Below are 22550 nucleotides of genomic sequence, written 5' to 3'. Positions count from 1 at the left end.
TCAATAATCTAGGGGATATAATTGGGGCTATGGTAACTAGCGATGCTAAAGATGCAAGCCCGAGGTGGGGATATTATACCTTGGCTTAACCTAGCTCAAAAGCGAGCGACTCAATGGCTTCCTCGATAGTAACAAAATGTATTTTGGTAAGGCACATCTGTACTTTATGAAACTCATGCTCGCGGATCAGTTGCGTGACATTTTCCAACGAATAGTCGTCTTGTTGTCGTTCAAGCAGTTCAGTGGTGGTGTAGGTAAGTAGTGAATAAGCGTGCCCTTTCGCGTCGATAATACAGTCTTGTTCACCGACGATCAGGTCATGACTCTCTGATTGCAACTGTTCGAGCGACGCGATGTAGAACAGTTCGTGATCGCCTTCTAATTTGATAAATGCAGGCCAAGTTATCATAAGCCACTCTTGTATAGTCACGGGATATTCGCATCGTAAGCCAAGTGGATAGATTCGGCAAACCATTCTAATGCAATGTTATTTTTACGGCTGTGCGCTTGTTTGGCTGTATCGTTGATTTAAGGTTAAAGGGAGTAGAGATATGGGTTCCAAAGAGGTAGTAGTCGCATTCTGGACAGCAATGAAATCAAATGATTTTGCTAAAGCCAGTGAGTTACTGAGTGAAGATTTTGAGGGCTATTGGCCACAATCTGGCGAGTTGACCTTAGGTCGAAACAACTTTGTTGCTATCAACAGCTATTACCCTGCTCATGGAGAGTGGCAGTTTGAGATTCATTCAATTGTGACCGAGCAAAATACAGTGGTCACCGACGTTTCAATCACGGATGGATTGCAAAAGGCTCGCGCCATTACTTTTCATACTGTGGTTGATGGGCTTATCACTCATCAAAAAGAGTTCTGGCCAGATCCAATGGAGGCACAAACTTGGCGCTCTCAATGGGTGAAGATTGTTGCTGAAAAAGAGTATTAGATTAGAAAACTCCTCGTTCTGACTCATGGCCTGAACAAGGGGGCGTATCTGTTCACTATTTACGTTGTTTAGTAAAGTATAAGGCGTACATGGTTTGAATGCCTCAATCCATCGGGTGTAAAGCCACTTTTTCTAAAAATATCAAACAGTCAGAATAAAAAATGCCAGTCATGAATCTGACTGGCATTGCTTGATATTGCTTGAGCACTAGTTTGAAAACTTATCGCCCACTTTTCCTAGAAAAGGAAGCTGATGTTTAAGCCAAAGCCGCCACTGTCTACTGTGTAGTCAACGCCTTTCACTTCGTAATCAATGTGCGTGTAACGGGCGCCTAATGCTAGACGGTTGTCTTTACCCACGTGAAATTGATATTCATATTGAGCGATAAAGCCAAGGCTGTCTTCAAATTCAATAGTGTAATTACACGAATTGGTAATATCACACTTGTATTCCACACCTGTGTGGTAAGCCAGACCTAATCCGAAATTATGATTGTTGAAGTCGTATAAACCTAGCAGCTCGAACGGGACGCGCTCGAATGTTACTTCACCGTTTGAACCGTCGACGGATGTACCTTTGTATCCAACTGTTGCGCGAGCACGCCAAGCATCAGTCACAGGTACGTCGATGCCACCGTAAAAAAATATGCCTTCGTTAGACTCAACTTTGTCTGAATCGCCATTTGTATACTGTACGGTACTCATTGTCTCGCCGCCAAAGTCGTAGCCTGCGCCAAGTACGAAGTCGAAAGGAGCTGCGTGAGCCTGAGATGCTAAAGCCATTAAGATTAAGCCAGAAGAAATTTGACGTGTGTGTTTATATAGATTCGTCATTTCGTTACCACTTGATTTATAAGTATATAATTATGATTTCATTTGTTATGAAACTATTCTTAATTCGAATAGGTGGCGGAAGATATCACTTCGCTTTGAATTTATAAAACTTGCGTGTGTAGATAGATTTAATAATGCAACATGGCGCACAAAACAAACATTATTTAGCCAGTGATTTGTTTCAAAATTATTCGTACTGATAAATAAGTTATTAATAAATAAGGAATTTGCGATTGAGCGTCACAAAAGAAAGCTGAGGGCTCTAGCAGAAAGAAAATGGTAGCAAAAAGCCCACACCTCGCGTTTACAAGGTGTGGGCTTATTTGACACTTGACTACTGTTTTAGGTAAGCAGCGTGAAACTCAATGTGTTCATCAATAAAGCTCGAGATAAAGTAATAGCTGTGGTCGTAACCTGGCTGCATACGCAACTCCAAATCCGACTCCGTTGCTTTCGCTGCTTCAGTTAACTGCTCTGGCTTGAGTTGCTCAACTAAAAAGTTATCTGCTTCGCCTTGATCAACCAGCATTGGTAAAACAGTGCCTTTGGTTTTTAGAAGCTCTGAAGCGTCGTACTGTCTCCACTCTTCAATATCTAGCCCCAAATATTGGCTGAATGCTTTTTGTCCCCAAGGGCATTGCATTGGGTTACTGATTGGACTGAACGCTGAAATTGAGCGGTAGTTCTCTTGGTTTTTAATGCCGATGGTTAAGGCTCCATGTCCGCCCATGCTATGGCCAGAGATAGACTTAATCGGAGTCACAGGGAAGAAAGACTCAATAAGTGCTGGAAGCTCCGTTACCACGTAATCGTACATGTGGTAGTGCGCGTCCCACGGAGCTTGAGTTGCATTCAAATAGAAACCTGCTCCTTGTCCCATGTCATACGCTTCATCATCGGCAACGCCTTCGCCGCGAGGGCTGGTGTCTGGAGCGACTATCGCAATACCTTGCTCTGCTGCTGCCTTAAACGCGCCCGCTTTCTGCATGAAGTTTTCATCAGTACAAGTCAGGCCCGACAACCAGTATAAAACAGGTACAGGGTTCTCTTTGCTGGCGTTCGGCGGTAAGAAAATAGCGAAACGCATATTGCAGTTTAGCGTTGCAGAGAAGTGTGTGTATTGTTTGTGCCAACCACCAGCAACCTTGGCTTGGCTAATATTTTCGATAGTCATTAAATTGTGCTCCGTTTGGCTGTTGGTCTGGAAAATCATTAAATAAAATGGAAATACTGCACTTTGTTAAAAGGCGTCTTAATGTCTTCGATTAAGCCATAAATCGGATCTTAACAAAGCAGATTCACCACTTCCCGAGCGAAAAGTGGTGAAGGCAATGTGTTGGCCCTCAAGTGAGAGCCAAACTAGGGATTATCTATCCATGTGTAGAACAGTACGGATAGATTCACCTTTGTGCATTAGGTCGAATGCGTCGTTTACTTCTTCAAGGCTCATTGTGTGAGTAATGAACTCTTGAAGACCAAACTCACCTGCCATGTAACGGTTGACGATTTCTGGAAGCTCAGAGCGACCTTTAACACCACCGAAAGCAGAACCACGCCATACACGACCAGTTACTAGTTGGAACGGGCGAGTAGAGATCTCTTGGCCAGCGCCTGCAACACCGATGATTACTGATTCGCCCCAACCTTTGTGACAACACTCAAGTGCTTGACGCATTACGTTTACGTTACCGATACACTCGAAAGAGTACTCAACACCGCCATCTGTCATCTCAACGATAACGTCTTGGATTGGTTTGTCGAAGTTCATTGGGTTGATACAGTCAGTTGCACCAAGCTGTTTTGCTAGCTCGAATTTGCTCTCGTTGATATCAACACCGATGATGCGGTTAGCACCAGCCATGCGAGCACCAATGATTGCAGAAAGACCGATACCACCTAGGCCGAATACAGCAACGTTGTCGCCTTTTTCAACTTTCGCAGTGTTTAGTACCGCGCCCATACCAGTTGTAACACCACAACCTAGAAGACAAACTTCTTCAAGAGGCGCTTCTTTGTTTACTTTCGCTAGTGAGATTTCTGGAAGTACTGTGTACTCAGAGAACGTAGAACAACCCATGTAGTGGTAGATTGTCTCACCATTGATAGAGAAGCGGCTTGTGCCGTCTGGCATTAGGCCTTTGCCTTGAGTTTCACGTACTGCCTGACATAGGTTAGTTTTACCAGACTTACAGAACTTACACTCACCACATTCAGCTGTGTAAAGTGGGATAACGTGGTCGCCAACTTCAACGCTTGTTACGCCTTCGCCAACCATTTCAACGATACCGCCACCTTCGTGACCAAGGATAGAAGGGAAGATACCTTCTGGATCGTCACCTGATAGTGTGAATGCATCAGTGTGACAAACACCAGTTGCTACGATGCGAACAAGAACTTCACCTGCTTTTGGCAGTTCAACGTCAACGGTTTCACGTTTTAGAGGCTCGCCCGCTTTCCAAGCGACCATAGCTTTAGATTGAATATGAGTTTGACCAGGTTTGATTTCGATAGTCATTGGATGCTTCCTATATATGTCGTTACAGCGGATTTTTGATTCTCAATATGCTCAACGTATTAAGCGTAGTTGAGCATGTTTATTTCCGCTCTCTCGTTTTGTTGAGGCTAGTATAGGTGCGCCTCTTTGTTTTGATAATCCCACGAAATTGAAAATGATTATTACATATGTGTAATAGTAGTATCTTAAAAAGGGGGAGGTTGAGGTAACATATCTAATAAGAAAATCTTACGACTCCCCAAATAATGGCTTTGTAGAAGAGACATTCATTAGAAATAAATCGAGTGTAAGTTTGTCGTCTATTTTCTTATCGCAGGCTCAAATATGCTTTTATCTCTCCCAGCACCAGTGATGCTGTCACTTGCCATTGTCCTTGAAGTCATTGCGACTTCGCTGCTTCCAAAGACCAATCAATTCACGTCAATACCGACTTCAATTGCAGTGCTGGTTGGTTACGGCTGTGCTTTCTATCTACTATCACTCACGGTACAGACCATGTCACTTGGTGTCGCATACGCAATTTGGTGTGGTGCGGGCATCGTACTCGTTGCAGCCTTATCTTGGCTTGTCCACGGGCAAAAACTTGATATCTACGCAGTCATCGGTATCGCCTTGATTTTGGCTGGCGTGGTGATCATCAACCTGTTTTCTAGCTCGGTGAGTCATTAGTCCATTTTGATGCTTTGATTGACGATTGCATGTCTTTGGTACCGCAGTATTAAATCTATCTAGTCAAAAACCGACACAAATGAGTTCACACTCTGTTGAATGTTTTCTGCGAACAATTTGGCTAACTCAGACATCGGTTTGTGTGCTGGCGTGAGAATAGCATGATCGAATGTCACTACTGGGGAGAAAGGGCGAAAGACAACTTTCCCTTGATCACCTTTATAGAGCTTATAACTAGCGGCACTTATTGGGTCACAGATACAAGCACATAACTGTTGTTCAACGAACTCAAAGCCAGAAATGTAGTTTTGCAGCTCGAACCTAGGGCGATAGGCGGCATTATGCTCTTCAAACAATGCGCGTAAGTGCTCACTTGCAGCGTGACGAGTAAAAAGAGTCGCTAGTGGGAAGTCATCGAGGTCGTTCGGAGTAATCGTCTGTTTCTTAGCAAGAGGATGATCAATGTGTAAGGCACACACTCCTTGTAGGTGAATCGGTTCTACATGGAATGAGTCTCTATCTTTGGGTAACTCTGAGTAGCCGATATCGTATTGTTGGGAAGCAATCCAATCTTGAACCATGGTTGAGCTACGCATCATCATAGATACCTCAACCTCAGGCCTGTCTTTTACAAACTCCGCAATAACGTGAGGCATAAAGAATAATGCGGCGGCTGGCATGCAGGCGATCCTCAATTTACCTCGCGTTAGGTTTTTCACTTCTGCCATTAACTGAGTCGCGCGTGAAAGTCGCTCTAGAATCGCATCGCTCTCTTCAAGTAAAAAATATGCCTCTGGATTCGGCACTAGTCGACCTTTATGTCGTTCGAATAATGCAAAGCCAAGTTCTTTCTCTAATCCGACCAGCATTGCGCTGATCGCCGGCTGTGTTCGGCACAACGTTTTGGCCGCTAAGGTCACGGATCCAGAGCGCATCACGGTGCGAAAGGTTTCTAGCTGTTTTATAGAAAGGTTATTCATACGAGCCTATAAGAAAAAGTTATCAGATTAGAGGAATTTTAAATTTGTTTTTATTGCTTGTCATCATTAAATTAACGAGGTGTTTACAAATAAAACAATAAGGAAATAACAACGTGGAGCAAAAGTTTAGATATCTACTCACTTTCCTGATTGCATCTGTGGCATTGATGCAGTTTGTTCAGGTAGTGACACGATATGTCTTTGAAGTCCCAATTATGGGGCTTGAAGAGTCGATGGTTATTCCGACCTTATGGCTTTACATGCTTGGTGCGGTGAATGCGTCTAGGGAAGATACGCAAATCCGTGCAAATGTACTGGAAATATTTATCAAGACAGAGCGAGGTCATCAAATCTTAGCCCTTATCAGTGAGACGATCAGCTTGGTGATTTCGAGTTGGTTGACCTACTGGGCTTGGGACTACGTCAAGTATGCATGGCGGGTTTGGAAAGAGAGCCCAACGCTTTATATCCCAACTTTTTATCACGAGTGCTCGGTCTTTATCGGTTTACTCCTGATTACCCTCTTTATTGCAATGCATGTGGTCAAGTTGATTCGTCAACTGATGTCTCCTTCTTATCAAGTGAATAAGGTCTAATTATGGTTGAAGTAGCTCTGTTGGCAGTAGCCGTTTTGGTCATACTGCTGACCTTTGGTGTGCCGTTACCGTTCTGTTTTGGTGGTGCGTTAATGGTGATGGTTTTTATCGGCGATATGTCGATGAAAGGCAATATGATGTGGGGAGCGGGTCAGCTGATGAACCCTGTTCTGTTAGCTATCCCGCTATTTGTTCTAGCAGGAACTATCATGAGCAGGAGCGGCATTGCCGCCAGTTTACTCGGATTTGTGAACGTGTTCGTCGGTCATATTCGCGGCGGTCTAGGGATTGTTGCATCCTTCAGTTGTGCAATCATTGGTGCCATTTCTGGTAGTGGGTTAACCGGTGTTGCGGCTATTGGTCCTTTGTTAATTCCTGAGATGGAAAAGCGCGGGTATCCAAGAGCGTATGCGACCGCACTGATTGCAAACTCGTCCATTTTGGGACTGTTGATTCCGCCAAGCGTAACCATGATTGTCTACGGTTGGGTAACGGATACCTCTATTCTCGCCTGTTTCCTAGCAACGCTTGGCCCTGGCTTATTAGTGACCTTTAACTTCGCATTGATCAATATGTACAAAGCGCGCAGGTTTCCATTGATTTTGGATGACAAGCCGTCGATGTCAGAGTTGATAAAGCAAACCTCTAGCAAGACATTTAATGCCGTACCTGCTTTATTAATGCCGGTAATCATCTTAGGTGGAATCTATGGTGGCGTGATGACGCCGACTGAGGCCGCAGCTGTAGCCGTTATCTATGCGGTTCCAGTGGGTTTTCTTATCTACAAAGGTTTGAGCTGGAAAACACTGCTTATCTCGGGGAAAGAATCGGCGACGGCGGTCGGGTCAATCATGTTCATGATCCTGTTTAGCTTGATTCTTAGCCAGATGTTCGTGGTTGAGGATATTCCTCAGCAACTGGTCGAAGCGATTTTCGGTATCACTGAAAACAAAGTCCTGCTGCTTATTTTTATCAACATTTTGTTGTTCTTAGTGGGAATGGTGGTCAATGACCTGACTGCAATCATTCTTATCGCTCCACTATTACTACCTCTGATGACCGCTATTGGCATCAGCCCGATTCAGTTTGCAGCAATCATGGGTGTGAATACGGCAATGGGTGGTGTTACTCCACCATACGCGTCGATTCTATACCTAGGTGCACGTATCGGTAACGTTAAATTCTCCGAAGTAGTTGGCCCTGCAATGTCGCTGATACTACTTGGTTATCTACCTGTAGTGATTCTTACCTCTTTCTGGTCAGAACTATCACTCTTCCTCCCTACTGTGTTTGGTTACTAAAAGGAAATTACCAATGACAAAAACAAGTAAGTTTGCTCCTACTAAAGCACTAAAAAAATACACGTTGCTTGCTTCTCTTATCGCAGCTGCAGCGACGGTTATCCCTGCACAAGCGACGACGCTGAAAATCAGCCATGTTCGCCCACAAGGTACTGTAGTTGATAACGATATAAAACAACTCAGCGATGAACTGAAAGCGGCAACGGATGGCGATCTTAAGCTTCGAGTTTATGCAGCAAACGCTTTAGGTGACTACACCTTAGTTCAGGAACGTATCTCTGTTGGTGCGATTGACATGGCACTACAGCCTGCATCGACTTCAACGGATCGTAAAATGCAGATTGGCTTGCTACCTTTCCTTGCCAATAACTGGGAAGAAGCACAAAACATCTACGGTAGCGGAGCACCAGTCAGAACCGCAATGGAAGAGTTATTTGCTAAACAAGACATCACACTACTTGCTGCTTACCCAGTTTATTTTGGTGGTATTTCACTGAATCGTAATGCGGTTGAAGCGGGTAACCCTGATGTGAGCAAAGGCATCAAGCTTCGCGTTCCGCCAATCAAGAGCTTCCAGCTACTTGCTGACAATGTAGGTTATATCGGCTCGCCACTACCGTTTTCCGAAGCCTTTACTGCAGTACAAACTGGGGTGGTAGATGGAGTGATTGGCTCTGGAGCCGAAGGTTATTATGCCTCGTTCCGTGACGTAACAAAAACGTACATTCCACTCAATACTCACTTTGAGATCTGGTATCTGATGATTAACTCAGAGCGTTTGGATGACCTTGATGAAAACGAGAAAAACGCCTTGGTATCGGCGGCTGCTGACTTTGAAACTCGACGCTGGGGAGCGGCGCAGATAGACCAGAAAGCTAACGAGCAAAAACTAGTTGATGCCGGCGCGACAATCGTCGAAATGACTCCGGTACAGCTGAAATTGACGGCGGATAAGGTTCGTACAACCGTATGGCCTCAAATCATTAATGATATTGGTTCTGACTGGAGCCAACCAATTCTAGACAAAGCGCTTAATTAAACTAAGCGCACCTCCAAGTAGGGGCGTTGTTGCGCCCTTTATTACAAAAGTCTGAAGAGAACGATATGAAACCGGATTACATAATTGTCGGTGGAGGCGTCGTGGGCTGCGCAGTGGCTTACGGACTGCTCAAAGCTGGACATAAGGTAACAGTACTCGATGGTGGAGATGAGGCGCATCGTGCATCACGAGGGAATTTTGGCTTGGTGTGGCTATCGAGTAAAGGTTTAGGTGCCCCTCATTATGCCGCGTGGACGCGTCGCTCAGTGGGGCTATGGCGCAAGCTGGCTGATGAGCTTGAAGAGATGACGGGTGAAGAACTCAATCTTGTTCAAAACGGGGGGTACGACTTTCATTTTTGCCAGCAAGAGATGGCTGAGAAAGCCAAGCAATATGAGGTGCTTCGACAACAACTGGGTACGGATCATCCTTATGAAGTTTGGGATAAAGAACGTCTCGTTGCGGAAGAGCCAGAAATTGGTGATGAAGTCGTTGGTGCCATTTATGGCCCAGAAGATGGTCATGTCAATCCATTGAATCTGCTTCGAGCTTACACCAAAGCGATCAAGAAGCTGGGGGCAAACATTGTCACCGGCGTTACCGTGACAGAGGTAAATAAAAACCACTCACAGCGATTTGATGTCGAATTGCAAGATGGAACACGTTACAGCAGCGCCAAAGTGATTTTGTCGGCAGGTTTAGGCTCGGCGGAACTGGGCCCTAAGCTTGGCTTTGTTGCACCAATTAGCGCACAAAAAGGTCAAGTTCTGATTACCGAAAAGCTGCCCCCAAGGCTTAAGCGTGCTTCAGGGATCATCAGACAGGTCAATGAAGGTGGTATTCAGATTGGAGACTCTAAGGAGAACGCTGGTTTTGATGATAGCGATACCTTAGACGTGACGGCGGCGATAGCAGAACGCGCGATTGCGGTTTATCCGTTTTTAGCCCAGACAAAGTTAGTTCGTAGTTGGGGAGCAATTCGCATTATATCTCCCGATGGCTTACCGATATATCAACAGTCGAAAACCAATTCAGGCGCTTATCTCGTTAGTTGTCATAGTGGTATTACATTAGCCGCAGCGCACAGTTTTTTGCTCCCAGCTTGGCTAGAAGAAGCAGAGGATGCACCAACTTTGGAGTTATTCAGTGAAGACAGGTTCTAAGTTTCAACGAATGGTTGCGACAGAAAGGTCGCAACAAACGGTGGAGTTTTTTTGGGAAGGCAAGTCATACACAGCCTTTGCCGGTGACACCATTGCGGCTGCATTGTTGGCTGCAGGTGTTGACCATACTCGAGAGTCTCCCCAGTCGGGAGCCCCTCGTGCCCCGTTTTGCATGATGGGTAGTTGCTTTGAGTGTCGTGTTCAAGTCAATGGTGAGCACAATGTTCAAGCATGTATGAATGTAATAGAAGATGGCATGACTATTTGCCGTCAGACAAGTTAGTGGTGAGTTCATGCAAGACGAAATAAAAAAACAAGTCGATGTATGTGTCATTGGTGCTGGTCCAGCTGGAATGAGCGCGGCGGTGAGGTGCGCAGAAGCAGGTGCCAGTGTGGTTGTGATTGATGAACAGCCGATCCCGGGAGGTCAGATATATCGAGCGCAGAAAGAACAAGGGCATCCTAACGGCTCTATCTTTGGCCCCGACTATCAACATGGTGCAAGCATAATCAAAGCGTTTAATCGAGCACCACTGACCCACATTAGCAGGGCGACACTGTGGCGAGTCGACAGTGAAAACTGCGTCTACTGGAGTCAAAATGGTGTAGCCAATAAAACCGTAGCGAAACAAATCATCATTGCAACAGGGGCGACGGAAAGGCCATTTCCATTTGTCGGTTGGACTCTGCCGGGAGCGATGACCGCGGGTGCGTGTCAGATTATGATGAAAACCTCGGGCTTAGTTCCAACCAATGCTGTGCTTGTCGGTACTGGGCCACTCATCTATTTGCTCGCGGCACAGATGGTTGATGCGGGCTCGCCTCCTCAAGCGATTGTTGATACCCAGCAGCCGAATAGTTACATCGAAGCGATTCGCTATGCAGGCGGGGCATTAAAAGGCCGCAAGGTGCTTTTCAAAGGTCTTAAGTTGTTGGCTAAAATCCGCCGTGCTGGTGTTAAACGCTATACCGGTGCAACCGACATTGCAGCTTACGGCGATCAATCGGTCGAACGACTCACTTTCACTGCTCAAGGACAACTACATGCCCTAAATACCGATACTTTGCTCTCTCATATTGGTGTTGTTCCTAATGTTCAGCTCACGAGAGCAATGGGGTTAAAGCACGAATGGGATCCGCTACAGATCTGTTGGCGGCCAAGTGTTGATCAATACCACCAAAGCTCTCGCCAAGGTGTTCTTGTTGCTGGCGACGGCAGCGGTATTGGTGGAGCAATGGCTGCGCAATACCAAGGTCAGCTTGCAGCGGTTAGTGCTTTAATGTCGCTTGAAAGTGATGGAGAAATGTCACTGACTGAAGAACGAGACAAGCTTAGAGCATTGATTCATAAAGAGATTGGAGTGCGACCGTTTTTGGACGCACTGTACACGCCACCTAAGCAGGCACTGACACCAAGCGATCAGACTATCGTTTGTCGTTGTGAGGAAGTCACAGCAGGACAAATTCGTCGTCAGGTAGAGAGAGGCGCGCACGGGATCAATCAAATCAAAACCTATACGCGTTGCGGTATGGGGCCTTGTCAGGGACGCTATTGCGGTACCACGGTGGCTCATATTATCCAAGAGGAAGCAGGGATTCCTATGGAGAAGGTGGGCTATTACCGCCTGAGAAACCCGATTAAACCACTCAAATTGGGAGAGTTGGCTAGCTTGACCCCAATCGGCGAATCATTCATGTACAAATATAGAAATAAAGGAACACAAAATGACTCACATCCAGCGTAATCACACCAATCAAAGAATGAGCAAAATCGTTATTCATAATGATACTGTCTATCTTTGTGGTCAGGTCGGTGTGAAAGGCACCAGCGTTGCTGAACAAACCGCAGAGGCGTTATCTCGAGTTGAAAGCCTGCTAATTGAAGCGGGTAGTGATAAAGATCATGTGTTACAAACCACGGTTTGGTTGGCAGACATGCAGGATTTTGCGGAAATGAACCATGTCTGGGACGAGTGGTTTAAACCTGGTTGTGCTCCTGCGAGAGCATGCGGTGAGGCCAAGTTGGCAAGCCCTGAACTAAAAGTAGAGTTATTAGTTACAGCTGCCGTAAAACAGACTAACTAAAGATACCTAAGTAATAGTACTTCGCTCTAAAGGATTGTCTCTTAGGGCGATGTTTTGTCCCAAGGTTAGCTAAATTAAACATTCTACAGAATCTAGGTGTGTTAGTTTGCCTAACAAAACTTAACATCAAGTTTATGATTGATTTGCTTGCCACTTCCACTTCTTTTTTTGTATATCTACACAGTTTATTCAGTTTGAATGTTTAGTCTTGCTTTGTCGGTAGAAAGCTCTGTAAGTTACTGTTTATTAATAGGGTTGTGATTTTCCCATCTTGGATAACATGCATTATTGAAAGTGATAACACGCGGGCGCGTTTTCATGTGAGGATAGAGTGCGCATTTCAATGTCTTTTCTTTAATTTTTAGATGCTTATGATAAATTAATCGAAAGTCAGGTAGGCAGAAGAACAAAACGGCCTGTTATTAACAATGTTAGCCCACAGGAAAGTTCGAGGTAATAGATTGAAAGTACCTACTATTTATATTGATCAAAATATTCTTGGCTTTATCACTGAAGGTTCGTTTCCATTATCTAAGATTCAAAATGTCGAATGGGTATATTCAAATACTCATTTTTCTGAATTCTCTAATTCAGAAAAGGATATGAAATTTGTCAACGTTCTCGATGATATCAAGGCGGCATTTTTAGAGGTAAAGTTTGATTTAAACTTTAATGCAACGGATACAGCACTACTACATCGGAATGAATCGGCAGCTTTTAGATACACAAAATTTAAGCAAATAGTACAGGAATCTGATGTTAACTCGCGAGTCTTTGATGAAATGATAGTTGCATTGAATGGTGGAGGCTTAAATCGCTCTGCCGAAGAAGTTGCAGATACTACATTCGATTTTCTAAACCACTCGGATTTCAATGAACACCAAGTGAAAGAAATAACAATAATAAAATCAGATTATATAAATATGCTTTCTGAACTAGAAAAAAGAAATGCTGATATAGTAAAAACTCGAAAGAAAATGGGCATTCCAAAATCAGGGTTAACTGGGATTTCGGGTGAGAATGTTCTCGCTAAAGTATGGAAGATAATTGAAGAAAGTGTTGATGTGGACATCGATACATTCTTCGGTTTTTCGGGGAAGGATGAACCATCGAAAGTAACTGGCATTGTTAGATGTTGTGCTGTGATGGATCTTATAGGGTTCCACTCAGAACGGAAATGTAGGAAAGTAGATCGTATCTCAAATGTACTAAGTGATTCACAACATATTGCCAATGCCTCTTTTTGCACTGCAATAATTTCAAATGACGAAGCACTAGTTCAAAGAGCAAAAGCAATATATGAGTACTTAAATATTTCAACAAAAGTCATACACTATGTGGGCTAACAAGCGTTTCGTTCAATTATGAGTTAGTCTAACCTCCCTCAAACTCAAACTCAAACTCAAACTCAAACTCAAACCTCAACACCGCCAAAAACGCATCCAAATACTCTTCTACAGCGAAGTCTGCCGATACAGGTGGCAGTTCCACTGTTATGCACGGTAGGTTTCTCTCTTCACACCAGGTGCCGAATGAGCCTGGGGTCTCGTAATCGACATCTTCGACGACTGGTAGGTTGAACTGTTTGCCTAACCAAGAAGCGAGTGGTTTGTAGCCTAGAGTTTAAAGAGCGCTACCAAGAACAGCTCGACGCTCGCGACTTCGTTTCTTCTGAAAACCAATCAGTTCACCTCAGTACCTATTTCAATCGCTGTGCTGTTTGGTTTCGGCTGCGCTTTCTACCTTCTATCACTCATGGTACAAACCATGTCACTTGGTGTCGCATACGCAATCTGGTGTGGCGCAGGCATCGTGCTCGTCGCAGCCTTATCTTGGCTGGTTTATGGACAAAAGCTCGATATCTACACAGCTTACCAAGTTTGAATGTAGTTTGCGCATGGAAAGTGGCGTGTTTTTATGTGAGGGTAGAGTACGTATTTTGATATATTTTCTATAATTTTTAGTGTCTTATGATAAGTTAATCAAAAGTCAGTCAGACAGAAAAACAAGCCTGCCTGTGATTAAGAATTCTAAATGGCAGAACTTATGTCAAATATATCGATAGTTATGGCTCTGTATGTAGAGAAATTAATAAGCGAAGAAAAAGTGATAGCTTGGGCTGACAAACAAATTCTTGCGAATGCCGAACCATTTGAGCCATTGTGTCAGCTATCAGTTGAAGGCCCTAAATCATGCTTACGCTTACCTGAAAGTGAATTTCCGCGATACAACGAATTTACATTTATGGAAAAATTTGCACTTCGTACCCACGATTTAGATATTGAAAATGGTGACGAACTAACAGATTTTTTAATATGGCTAGCTTCTGCAAGTTTAGGTTACGACATTCAAGATCCTGAAGTTCACCTTGGCTACCTGATTGATCATTACTGGTTTGAATGTGGTGACAAAGAATATGCATTGAGTTTTGCTCGCCAAGAACTACCTCCATTGATTGTAAAACACAAGAGTGTTGCGAAGGGGATCTGGAAGCAAGCGGTTTAACATAGTTTCAAGATGACGCGTTACACTTGGCGGTTTTGGCATGGAATTCGATGTGCTTGGTTGGTTCGCCGTGGTGCACCTTGTGCAAAGGCGTTAGCTGTTTAGGTATTTAAGGATATTATGAGTTTTAAAAAGCGATTTTTAGAAGCTTTACCAGAGGTTCCTGCTGGGATAGATATAGGCTTAGGTGAGTTTGTTACTTATGATAAATCGACCCTTGCAGTATTAGAGCGTGAGAGTTCCGACTTTCTTCATGAGGTTGGCATGCCCGTTTGTGCTTCCCCATTCTTAAATTTCAACTCTTACTCGTCCTACGAAATATCTGAACTATATGAATTAGGGGTATTAACCGAATCATATTACCCAATTGGTTCAAACGGTTCTGGTGATATTCTAGCTATAGATATAAAAAGTAACGAAATAGTCTATTTTAATCATGATTGTAATAATGAGAGAGTATTCATTAATTCTTCGCTAGATAAGTTATCAGAAAGCCTATGTATATTTCAGCTGTGCCTTACAAACTCAAGTATGAACCAATGTAGTGAGCTCATTCGGAAAGTAGATCCTAGTGCGATTCAAGTCAATACAATGTGGTTTGATGAAATTCAGTCTGAAATGGAAAGCAGCTAACAAATTGTTCATTAGTGATTCGGCATGCGCGGCACTTTTACTATGCGTCAGGAGGAAGGGTTGGGTAATCAGTTTATGGATTTAGCGAATGAGTATCCGGAAACAGGTAGCAAACTAGGAATTGCGCTTTCTACCTTAGGTCAGATACCTATTAATGGTATGAGAGTCGCGCCTGAAAATGGTACCAATGGTTGGTATATATGGTGCGGTGAAAAGCTGTCTTCAAACGCAGACTTCTTTGACCCGATACATGTTGAGCATATAGTTAAACACTTACCGCAACTGCAAGCTTATCTTGGTTTACCTCCTGGCTATCGTTTCCTAATAGATAACAATGGTTACGAAGATATCTGGTATGACAGCAACTTGTTGGAAGAAAACGTATCACAACCATTTAAGGTTTCGATATACTAATTCTAACTATACCGAGTGCGTTAGATCTTAAAACCTAACGCGTTTCGCTCAATTATTAGCGCACTAACTTCCCTTAAACCCCAACACCGCCACAAACGCGTCCAAATACTCTTCAATCGCGAAGTCTGCCGATACAGGTGGCAGTTCCACCGTTATGCACGGTAGGTTTCTCTCTTCGCACCATGTGCCGAATGAGCCTGGTGTTTCGTAATCGACATCTTCGACAACTGGTAGCTTGAACTGTTTGCCTAACCAAGAGGCGAGTTGTGATTGGGCTGGGTCGTCAATGAGGGTGAGTGGTTCATGGAAAGAGATCATGAACTTAGGCTGACGCGCTTCGATGAGGTTTATCAGTGATTGCACTTCTGGTTCAAGTTGATCTGGCTGCCCAGTGCTTACCTTTACATCTCTAACCGGAGTGTTTGAACTCCAGCGATACACAGTGCCATCTTCTTTCCAATTTTGAGTCGGGAAGGCGCGGTTTAAGTCTACTTGATTAGCGTTAGCGCGAGTGCCTAATTGGTTGCCGTCTGGGTTCATCGACAAGATCACGTCATGCCTTAAATTTTCAGCAGGCAAGCTTCTAAGCGCGCAAGATAAGCCTGCGATAGAAGCGGTTTCATCGCCGTGAGTGCCTGCCAAAATTAGCCCGCGAGTGTCGCTTTCTATTTGGGCAGGAAAATAGAGCAAGGGCGCTCCCAATACTGAACGTCCATAAATCAGCGGTTTTATCGAAAACGCAGCTCTTTCCGTTCTTGGAATTAAACTCACCTTAATCTCCTGATTGATCAAGTACTATCAAGTATTAATTATTAGATAAATACAACTATCAAAACTCGTCAACCGTCGCATTGTTAATTTTATTACTCTGCTTCAAAGATAGGCTAGGAGAGCAAATACATATGGATTTTAAGAAACATTCAACGGCTTTACTCGTATCATCTTTATTGACCCCTTTCATATCAGTAACAGCCGCCGCAGATACTCTGCCTGCAGGAACCACTCTAGCGAAAGAACAGCACTTAGTTCGTGCTAATGATGCCGAAGCAGCGACGCTTGATCCTGCCAAAGCGGAAGGCTTACCGGAAATGCACATCTTACGAGACTTGTTCGAAGGTTTAGTTATTCAAGATCGTGATGGCAATATTACTCCGGGCGTTGCTGAGTCTTGGGAAACAGAGGACAACAAAACCTTTGTGTTCCATCTGCGCAAAGACGCTAAGTGGTCGAACGGCGACCCGGTAACGGCAGACGATTTTGTGTATGCGTTAAGACGTGCTGTGGATCCTAAAACCGCATCACCGAATGTGTGGTACTTAAAGCTCACCAAAATTAATAATATTGCCGATGTTGCAGAAGGTAAAAAGCCGCTTGATGCATTAGGTGTGACCGCTGTTGATAAACACACGCTTCGCTTCGAACTCGATAGCAAAGTCCCTTATTTTGTGGCGATGACGGGCCACACTTCTATGATGCCTGTTCACAAGGCCAATCTAGAAAGTAGTGATAAGCCTTGGAGCGATCCAAAGCAGTTTGTGGGTAATGGTGCTTTCCTTCTGGATGAATGGGTGGTCAATGAGCGTGTGGAGCTAAAGAAGAACACAAATTACTGGGATAGTGGTGATACGCACCTAAATCAGGTGACATACATTCCGTTTGAAAACCAGAATGCATCGATTAATCGCTATGCGGTAGGTGAGGTCGACATCACTTCCGATGTGCCAACACATATGGCACAAAAGCTAAAGAAAGAGTATCAGCAAGCTTATACCGCAGTCCCTCTACTATGTACTTATTACTATGCTTTCAATACCACGCGCGCACCGTTTGATGACGTGCGAGTTCGTCAGGCTGTCTCCTATTCGATCATGCGTGATGTTGTCACAAATGGTGTCACACAAGTGGGCAACTTGCCTGCCTATACCTTTGCTCATGAGTACACCGCAGGTTTCGATGCCACTCAGCCGGAATACAGCCAGTGGACGCAAAAACAACGTGATGAGAAAGCGCAAAAACTGCTGAAAGAGGCGGGATACGATGCGTCTAACCCATTGGATTTCAAGCTACTCTACAACACCAGTGAGTCTAACAAGTCGATTGCGGTGGCGATTGCATCAATGTTGAAAAACAACTTGGGCGCCAAAGTTGAGTTAGAAAACCAAGAGTGGAAATCTTACTTGGTGTCTCGCAGGCAGGGTGACTTTGATGTGATGCGCGCCTCCTGGTGTGGTGACTATAACGAAGCGTCTACGTTCCTTAGCCTGCTGCGTTCTGGTTCATCGGGTAACTTTGCGCGTTACAGCAGTGAAGCTTACGACCAAGCGATGGAGAGTGCGTTATCGGCTACCACCGAACAAGAGCGTCAAACCTTCTATAACCAAGCAGAACAGTCGCTCGCGGTCGATATGCCAATTGCTCCAATCTACTATTACATGCAAGCGCGCTTGGTTCGACCAACTGTGGGTGGCTTTGCCAAGAATAATGTAGAAGGGCGCATTTACTCGAAAGATCTCTACATTAAGCAGTAAGTTCGTGCTCGTTTAAACACTGGCACGAATGTATGACTTTTAGAAAAGGGACGTTGATCATAATTTTCTGATCAACGTCCCTTCGTCATTAATCTGTAACGCGAACTGCAAAAAACTGAAACCTGATTGAAGTAATTTTCACTTTTATTTCAATTAGGTGAAGCCATGTTACCCCCTCTGCGCGCACTTGTTGCATTTGAAGCTGTTGCTCGTCTTGGTTCGATTGGAGCCGCGGCGCGCGAGCTGTGTGTTACTCAAGCGGCGGTAAGCCAACAGCTCAAAAGCCTAGAAACCTTCTTCGATACCACACTGTTTGAACGCAGCTCTAAAGGCGTGAAGTTGACGTCGGCTGCCCAGCAGTATCAACCGATTGTTTCAGGCTCACTTGCTCATCTAAAGCTACAAACGCAAATCCTATTTGGTGAGAAAGAGACCGATGTATTGAGCCTGCGCGTCAATCACACGTTCTGCCACAACTGGCTACTGCCTCGCCTAGCTTCATTTTATCAAAAATATCCCTTTATTCGCTTAGATATTCAGCTGGTGGACTGGCCGTCGACTACGCCTTGCCAGAACGTAGATATCGAACTGACCAACGGCAAAGTCGAGAGCGAAGACACCCATTTCGAACGTCTTTTCCAAGAGCATTGGCAACTGGTTTGTAGTCCTGATTTTAAAGCTCAATACCAAGAACAGCTCGATGCACGAGACTTTGCTTCATTGCCGACAGTGCAAGTGAAAGGCTACCGAGAGAACTGGCTGCAGTGGCTTAGCCATAACCAGTTTGAGATGTCGCTTCCGCAAGTTCAGCTTGAAATAAGTAACTCATTACACGCATTAGAGGCGGTCAAGCAGGGTGTCGGTGTACTGCTGGTTAGGTCATTGGCAGTTACTGAACTGCTCAAAAAAGGGGAGGTGGTACTCGCGAGTGACGCCCTTATGCCTGCTGAATCTGCCCATTACCTGATCACCAAACATAGCCGAAGTGCCAAGGTGAATTTCTTCTGTGACTGGCTCTATCACCAAATAGAAAGTGCAGAGCCGGAGTAAAGGTTTTCTTATGAGTGGCCATAAAAAATATGAGGGACGCTCTTACTAACCTGTCACATAAAACGCTTAGTTTAAGCACATACAAACAAGGATGAGGTCACCATGAGTGCTTTCTCACAACACATAACAAATCGACTGAAAGTGCTGCTGTTTACCGCGCCACTGTTAGTTCCACTGTTTACTTTTTGGTTAGTGCCTTTTGGCTATTCCATTTACATCAGCTTCACCGATTGGGATTACATTTCGCCAGATTACGACTTTGTCGGGCTCGAAAATTACCAATACATGGTGGAAGACTTTGAGTTTCTGCAAGCGGCGATGAACACCTTCTGGTTCTCGCTTGGTGTAGTGGTGCCAACCATTTTATTAGGCCTTGTGTTCGCCATGCTGCTGCACAAAAACTTCAAGGGCAGCCAGTTTTACCGCGCGGTGATTTTCTCCCCTTGGATCACGCCAACGGTCGCGGTGTCGATAGTTTGGTCTTGGGTATTTGAGACCAAATCAGGCCTAGCGAACCATCTTTTACAGTCGATGGGCTTTAACGCGATTCCTTGGTTAGAGAGCGGAAATACTGCGCTAGTTGCGGTAATTATTGTGACGGTGTGGCAGGCAATCGGTTGGACGATGCTGTTCTACATTAGCGCCCTCAACAAGATCCCTGAATCGCTATATGAGGCTTCTTTGATTGATGGTTGTAGCAGCTTAACGCGTTTTTTAAAAATCACCTTACCGCTTATCTCGCCAACCACGTTCTTCTTGGTGGTGGTCAACATTATTACCGCGATGCAGGCGTTCGATCAGTTCCAGATCTTAACCCAAGGTGGGCCGGGCGGAGAGACGCGCACCTTGCTTTACCTTTTCTATCAGCAAGCGTTTGAGCGCTATGAGATGGGGCCAGCTGCCGCGACTTCTTTGGTGATCTTCCTCATCACAGGCCTGCTCGCACTGATTAATACCTATATGGGTAAACGCTGGGTGTACTACTAAACCGGATTTGAAAAGGACAACATCATGACCACGCAAACATTAGATGCGAATCCGGTGATTCGCGCAACAAGGCCACTAAAAAGTAGCACTGCTAGAGCGCAGCGTTCTTCTGTGGCAATAAACACTGAGAAACAACAATCGAGCACTGCGTCTGCAATTCGAGTTAATGCACAGTCTCTGGCTACGTTGAGTAAGCATCTGTTCTTGATGGTATGCGGCACCATCATGGTATTCCCATTCTTGTGGATGCTATCGGGCTCGCTGAAAAGCAATGATGAGATCTTTGCTAACCCATTAGATCTAATCCCTTCGCAGTTCCGTTGGGAGACATTCATTGAGACGTTCCAGAGCGCGCCTTTTGGTTTGTATATCTTCAATAGCTTCAGTGTGGCTCTGTTCACCACGCTATTGGTCATCATCAACTCGGCGATGTTTGCTTACGCTCTGACTCAGTTGAAGTTTCGCTCTAAAACTTTGCTCTACTTTGTAGTGATGGGGTGTTACATGCTGCCGGGTGCTGTGACCTACATTCCTTCTTACATCACGTTGGCCAAGCTAGGACTTTTGGATTCTCACATGGGGTTGATTGCTTCTAATGCAGCTTCAGTATTTGGTGTGTTCTACCTGCGCCAAGTGTTTATCAAGGTGCATCCATCCTTGGTTGAAGCGGCGCGTATCGATGGCGCAGGCGAGCTAAAAATACTTTGGGCGATAGTGCTACCGCAGTGCCGAGCGGCAGTGGCAACACTATTTCTTATCACTTTTATTACTAACTACAACAGTTACATGTGGCCGAGTCTGGTTATTACCACTCAGGAATTGAACCTGATTGCGACTGGTATTCGTCACTACTTTATCGCTGAAGGCAACTACGGTTTGAACTGGTCGCAGATCATGGCGGCGAGCACCATTGCTGTAATGCCTTTATTGATTCTATTCGTCATCTGTCAAAAGACGATTCTTTCAGGTATCGCCGATAACGGCGTAAAAGAGTAAACGGAAATGAAACTAAAAACTCTCGCACTAGTGTGTGCTGGCGCAGCAAGCGCTTCTATGTTCTCTAGCAGTGTTCTTGCAGCAACAGAGGTTAACTTCTGGTATTCCGGTGGTACTAAGCCTCAACAAATGATGACCAAGCTTATTGAAGAGTTCAATGCGAGCCAAGATGAGTACGTTGTTAAGCCAGCTCTACAGGGTAATTACACGGAAACCTACCAAAAGCTGCAAGCAGGTTTGGCGTCTCGAACGGCTCCTGAATTGGTTCTTCTTGATTCAGGCCGTGCAGAAGCGATGCACGGACGTGGATTGAGCCGTGACCTAACGCCATTCATGGATGAAGAGTTTAACTTCTCTGATTTCATTGGTGCGTTTAAAGATCAAGTGACAGCAGACGATGGCACCGTGATTGGTTTGCCGGCTTACGGTACCACTCAGGTGTTCTACTACAACAAGCAAGTGCTGGCTGAGCATGGCTTTACCGAGCAAGACCTAGCGACTTGGCAAGGTGTAGCAAAGGTTGCTGAGAAAGTGACGCAGCGTGACGACAAAGGCAACACCACCTTCTATGGTTGGGAGCCGATGTGGGGTCAAGACAACATGATCGATGCGGCATTCTCTAATGGCGCCAAGATCATCAGTGATGACGGTAAGAAAGTGCTGATCGACTCTCCAGAGTGGGTTGAGGTATGGGACAGCTTCCGTCAATGGATTCATGACGACCAAATCATGCGTATTCACTACGGCGGTCAAGGCTGGGAGTACTGGTACAAGACTATCGATGACGTGATGAAAGACAATGCGCTTGGCTACACTGGCTCATCGGGTGACCAAGGTGACTTGGACTTCACTAAGCTTGCAGCGACCACTCAACCGGGCTGGGGCAACCACCCATCAGCGCCACAAGCGGGTGCGCTGGTTTACGTGATGCCAAAAGGCACAGACGACAAAGCAGCGAAGGGTGCATTTGAGTTTGTTGAGTTCTACACCAATGCGAAGAACACAGCAGCTTGGTCAATGTTCACAGGCTACATCCCAGTACGTAACAGCGTATCTGAGGTGCCAGAGTATCAAGCATTCACTCAAGACAACCCACAAGCTCTGATTCCTTTGAAGCAGGCGAACACGGCAACTAAAGACTTCCTTGACCCAACCAACGGCAAAATCATGGATGCTCTGAAAGTAGCGGCGGATCAAATCCAAATTCAGAACGTGCCAGCAGAAAAAGCGCTAAAACAGGCGGCGAAAAAGGCGCAACGTGCTTTGGATAGAGCGAATCGCTCATAACTTCGGGATCAAGACATCCCGTATCTAA

At 45.0% G+C, this 22550-nt stretch carries 24 protein-coding genes and 2 pseudogenes; 19 read left to right on the top strand and 7 right to left on the bottom strand.

Annotated elements, in window-relative coordinates:
- Nucleotides 1–85: 85 nt before the first annotated feature.
- The gene (locus tag L1D60_RS00510; protein WP_239839236.1) at nucleotides 86–409 is read right to left on the bottom strand and encodes a DUF4144 domain-containing protein; all 324 of its coding nucleotides are present in this window, start codon (nucleotides 407–409) and stop codon (nucleotides 86–88) included.
- Nucleotides 410–551: 142 nt separating this feature from the next.
- Between L1D60_RS00510 and L1D60_RS00505 the strand changes: the two genes are divergently transcribed.
- A complete protein-coding gene (locus tag L1D60_RS00505; protein ID WP_239839235.1) occupies nucleotides 552–941 on the top strand; it encodes a nuclear transport factor 2 family protein in 390 nt (129 codons plus the stop codon).
- Nucleotides 942–1177: 236 nt separating this feature from the next.
- On the opposite strand, the gene L1D60_RS00500 is transcribed toward L1D60_RS00505, so the two are convergent.
- The 3 genes from L1D60_RS00500 to L1D60_RS00490 all read right to left on the bottom strand — a co-directional run bounded on the left by L1D60_RS00500 (nucleotide 1178) and on the right by L1D60_RS00490 (nucleotide 4289).
- A complete protein-coding gene (locus L1D60_RS00500) occupies nucleotides 1178–1774 on the bottom strand; it encodes an outer membrane beta-barrel protein (RefSeq protein WP_239839234.1) in 597 nt (198 codons plus the stop codon).
- A 334-nt stretch (nucleotides 1775–2108) separates the two neighbouring features.
- The gene (gene fghA / locus L1D60_RS00495) at nucleotides 2109–2948 is read right to left on the bottom strand and encodes an S-formylglutathione hydrolase (protein ID WP_239839233.1); all 840 of its coding nucleotides are present in this window, start codon (nucleotides 2946–2948) and stop codon (nucleotides 2109–2111) included.
- A 192-nt stretch (nucleotides 2949–3140) separates the two neighbouring features.
- Entirely contained in the window at nucleotides 3141–4289 is a 1149-nt protein-coding gene (locus tag L1D60_RS00490) for an S-(hydroxymethyl)glutathione dehydrogenase/class III alcohol dehydrogenase (protein WP_239839232.1), read from the bottom strand.
- A gap of 324 nt (nucleotides 4290–4613) precedes the next feature.
- Between L1D60_RS00490 and L1D60_RS00485 the strand changes: the two genes are divergently transcribed.
- Nucleotides 4614–4958, top strand: coding sequence for an SMR family transporter (locus L1D60_RS00485; protein WP_239839231.1), 345 nt, complete (start codon nucleotides 4614–4616; stop codon nucleotides 4956–4958).
- A gap of 59 nt (nucleotides 4959–5017) precedes the next feature.
- Here L1D60_RS00485 and L1D60_RS00480 read toward each other — a convergent pair whose 3' ends face one another.
- The gene (locus L1D60_RS00480; RefSeq protein WP_239839230.1) at nucleotides 5018–5938 is read right to left on the bottom strand and encodes a LysR substrate-binding domain-containing protein; all 921 of its coding nucleotides are present in this window, start codon (nucleotides 5936–5938) and stop codon (nucleotides 5018–5020) included.
- A 113-nt stretch (nucleotides 5939–6051) separates the two neighbouring features.
- Between L1D60_RS00480 and L1D60_RS00475 the strand changes: the two genes are divergently transcribed.
- The 8 genes from L1D60_RS00475 (at nucleotide 6052) to L1D60_RS00440 (ending at nucleotide 13468) form a co-directional block, all read left to right on the top strand.
- Nucleotides 6052–6534 (top strand): TRAP transporter small permease subunit, encoded by a 483-nt coding sequence (locus L1D60_RS00475; RefSeq protein WP_008079941.1) that lies wholly within the window; start codon nucleotides 6052–6054, stop codon nucleotides 6532–6534.
- 2 nt (nucleotides 6535–6536) lie between these two features.
- Nucleotides 6537–7835 (top strand): TRAP transporter large permease, encoded by a 1299-nt coding sequence (locus L1D60_RS00470; RefSeq protein ID WP_239839229.1) that lies wholly within the window; start codon nucleotides 6537–6539, stop codon nucleotides 7833–7835.
- A 13-nt stretch (nucleotides 7836–7848) separates the two neighbouring features.
- Complete coding sequence (dctP, locus tag L1D60_RS00465; protein ID WP_239839228.1) at nucleotides 7849–8874, top strand: TRAP transporter substrate-binding protein DctP; 1026 nt, start codon at nucleotides 7849–7851, stop codon at nucleotides 8872–8874.
- 65 nt (nucleotides 8875–8939) lie between these two features.
- Nucleotides 8940–10037, top strand: a complete 1098-nt coding sequence (locus L1D60_RS00460) for an FAD-dependent oxidoreductase (RefSeq protein WP_239839227.1) — start codon at nucleotides 8940–8942, stop codon at nucleotides 10035–10037.
- Nucleotides 10021–10320 carry a (2Fe-2S)-binding protein gene (locus tag L1D60_RS00455; RefSeq protein WP_239839226.1) on the top strand — a complete coding sequence of 100 codons (300 nt, stop codon included), beginning with the start codon at nucleotides 10021–10023 and terminating at the stop codon, nucleotides 10318–10320. The genes L1D60_RS00460 and L1D60_RS00455 overlap by 17 nt, the downstream gene beginning before the upstream one ends.
- Nucleotides 10321–10330: 10 nt before the next feature.
- A complete protein-coding gene (locus L1D60_RS00450) occupies nucleotides 10331–11782 on the top strand; it encodes an NAD(P)/FAD-dependent oxidoreductase (RefSeq protein ID WP_239839225.1) in 1452 nt (483 codons plus the stop codon).
- Nucleotides 11763–12122, top strand: coding sequence for a RidA family protein (locus L1D60_RS00445; RefSeq protein WP_239839224.1), 360 nt, complete (start codon nucleotides 11763–11765; stop codon nucleotides 12120–12122). The genes L1D60_RS00450 and L1D60_RS00445 overlap by 20 nt, the downstream gene beginning before the upstream one ends.
- Nucleotides 12123–12583: 461 nt before the next feature.
- Entirely contained in the window at nucleotides 12584–13468 is an 885-nt protein-coding gene (locus tag L1D60_RS00440; protein ID WP_239839223.1) for a hypothetical protein, read from the top strand.
- A 28-nt stretch (nucleotides 13469–13496) separates the two neighbouring features.
- On the opposite strand, the pseudogene L1D60_RS00435 reads toward L1D60_RS00440, so the two are convergent.
- Nucleotides 13497–13727, bottom strand: a pseudogene (locus L1D60_RS00435) (hypothetical protein); the annotation flags it as partial.
- Between the two features lie 48 nt (nucleotides 13728–13775).
- On the opposite strand from L1D60_RS00435, the pseudogene L1D60_RS00430 reads away from it, so the two are divergent.
- The 4 genes and pseudogenes from L1D60_RS00430 to L1D60_RS00415 form a co-directional block, all read left to right on the top strand.
- Nucleotides 13776–13988: pseudogene (locus L1D60_RS00430) on the top strand (SMR family transporter); the annotation flags it as partial.
- A 168-nt stretch (nucleotides 13989–14156) separates the two neighbouring features.
- Complete coding sequence (locus L1D60_RS00425; protein WP_239839222.1) at nucleotides 14157–14627, top strand: hypothetical protein; 471 nt, start codon at nucleotides 14157–14159, stop codon at nucleotides 14625–14627.
- Between the two features lie 120 nt (nucleotides 14628–14747).
- Nucleotides 14748–15260 (top strand): SMI1/KNR4 family protein, encoded by a 513-nt coding sequence (locus L1D60_RS00420; RefSeq protein WP_239839221.1) that lies wholly within the window; start codon nucleotides 14748–14750, stop codon nucleotides 15258–15260.
- 24 nt (nucleotides 15261–15284) lie between these two features.
- Nucleotides 15285–15674, top strand: a complete 390-nt coding sequence (locus L1D60_RS00415; RefSeq protein WP_239839220.1) for a hypothetical protein — start codon at nucleotides 15285–15287, stop codon at nucleotides 15672–15674.
- 63 nt (nucleotides 15675–15737) lie between these two features.
- Here the strand turns inward: L1D60_RS00415 and mpaA are convergent, their stop codons facing one another.
- On the bottom strand, nucleotides 15738–16445 hold the full coding sequence (gene mpaA, locus L1D60_RS00410) for a murein tripeptide amidase MpaA (RefSeq protein ID WP_239839219.1): 708 nt from the start codon (nucleotides 16443–16445) through the stop codon (nucleotides 15738–15740).
- A gap of 131 nt (nucleotides 16446–16576) precedes the next feature.
- Between mpaA and L1D60_RS00405 the strand changes: the two genes are divergently transcribed.
- The 5 genes from L1D60_RS00405 (at nucleotide 16577) to L1D60_RS00385 (ending at nucleotide 22522) form a co-directional block, all read left to right on the top strand.
- The gene (locus L1D60_RS00405; protein WP_239839218.1) at nucleotides 16577–18202 is read left to right on the top strand and encodes an ABC transporter substrate-binding protein; all 1626 of its coding nucleotides are present in this window, start codon (nucleotides 16577–16579) and stop codon (nucleotides 18200–18202) included.
- A gap of 165 nt (nucleotides 18203–18367) precedes the next feature.
- Nucleotides 18368–19252 (top strand): LysR substrate-binding domain-containing protein, encoded by an 885-nt coding sequence (locus L1D60_RS00400; protein ID WP_239839217.1) that lies wholly within the window; start codon nucleotides 18368–18370, stop codon nucleotides 19250–19252.
- 102 nt (nucleotides 19253–19354) lie between these two features.
- The gene (locus L1D60_RS00395; protein ID WP_239839216.1) at nucleotides 19355–20239 is read left to right on the top strand and encodes a sugar ABC transporter permease; all 885 of its coding nucleotides are present in this window, start codon (nucleotides 19355–19357) and stop codon (nucleotides 20237–20239) included.
- A 24-nt stretch (nucleotides 20240–20263) separates the two neighbouring features.
- The gene (locus tag L1D60_RS00390; RefSeq protein ID WP_239839215.1) at nucleotides 20264–21235 is read left to right on the top strand and encodes a carbohydrate ABC transporter permease; all 972 of its coding nucleotides are present in this window, start codon (nucleotides 20264–20266) and stop codon (nucleotides 21233–21235) included.
- Between the two features lie 6 nt (nucleotides 21236–21241).
- Nucleotides 21242–22522, top strand: coding sequence for an extracellular solute-binding protein (locus L1D60_RS00385; protein WP_032553472.1), 1281 nt, complete (start codon nucleotides 21242–21244; stop codon nucleotides 22520–22522).
- Nucleotides 22523–22550 lie beyond the last annotated feature (28 nt).

The organism is Vibrio sp. Isolate30 (genome assembly GCF_022397975.1).
Taxonomy (GTDB): domain Bacteria; phylum Pseudomonadota; class Gammaproteobacteria; order Enterobacterales; family Vibrionaceae; genus Vibrio; species Vibrio fortis.
The sequence above is the reverse complement of the archived record's forward strand: the minus strand, read 5'-3'. Positions and strand labels throughout refer to the sequence as shown.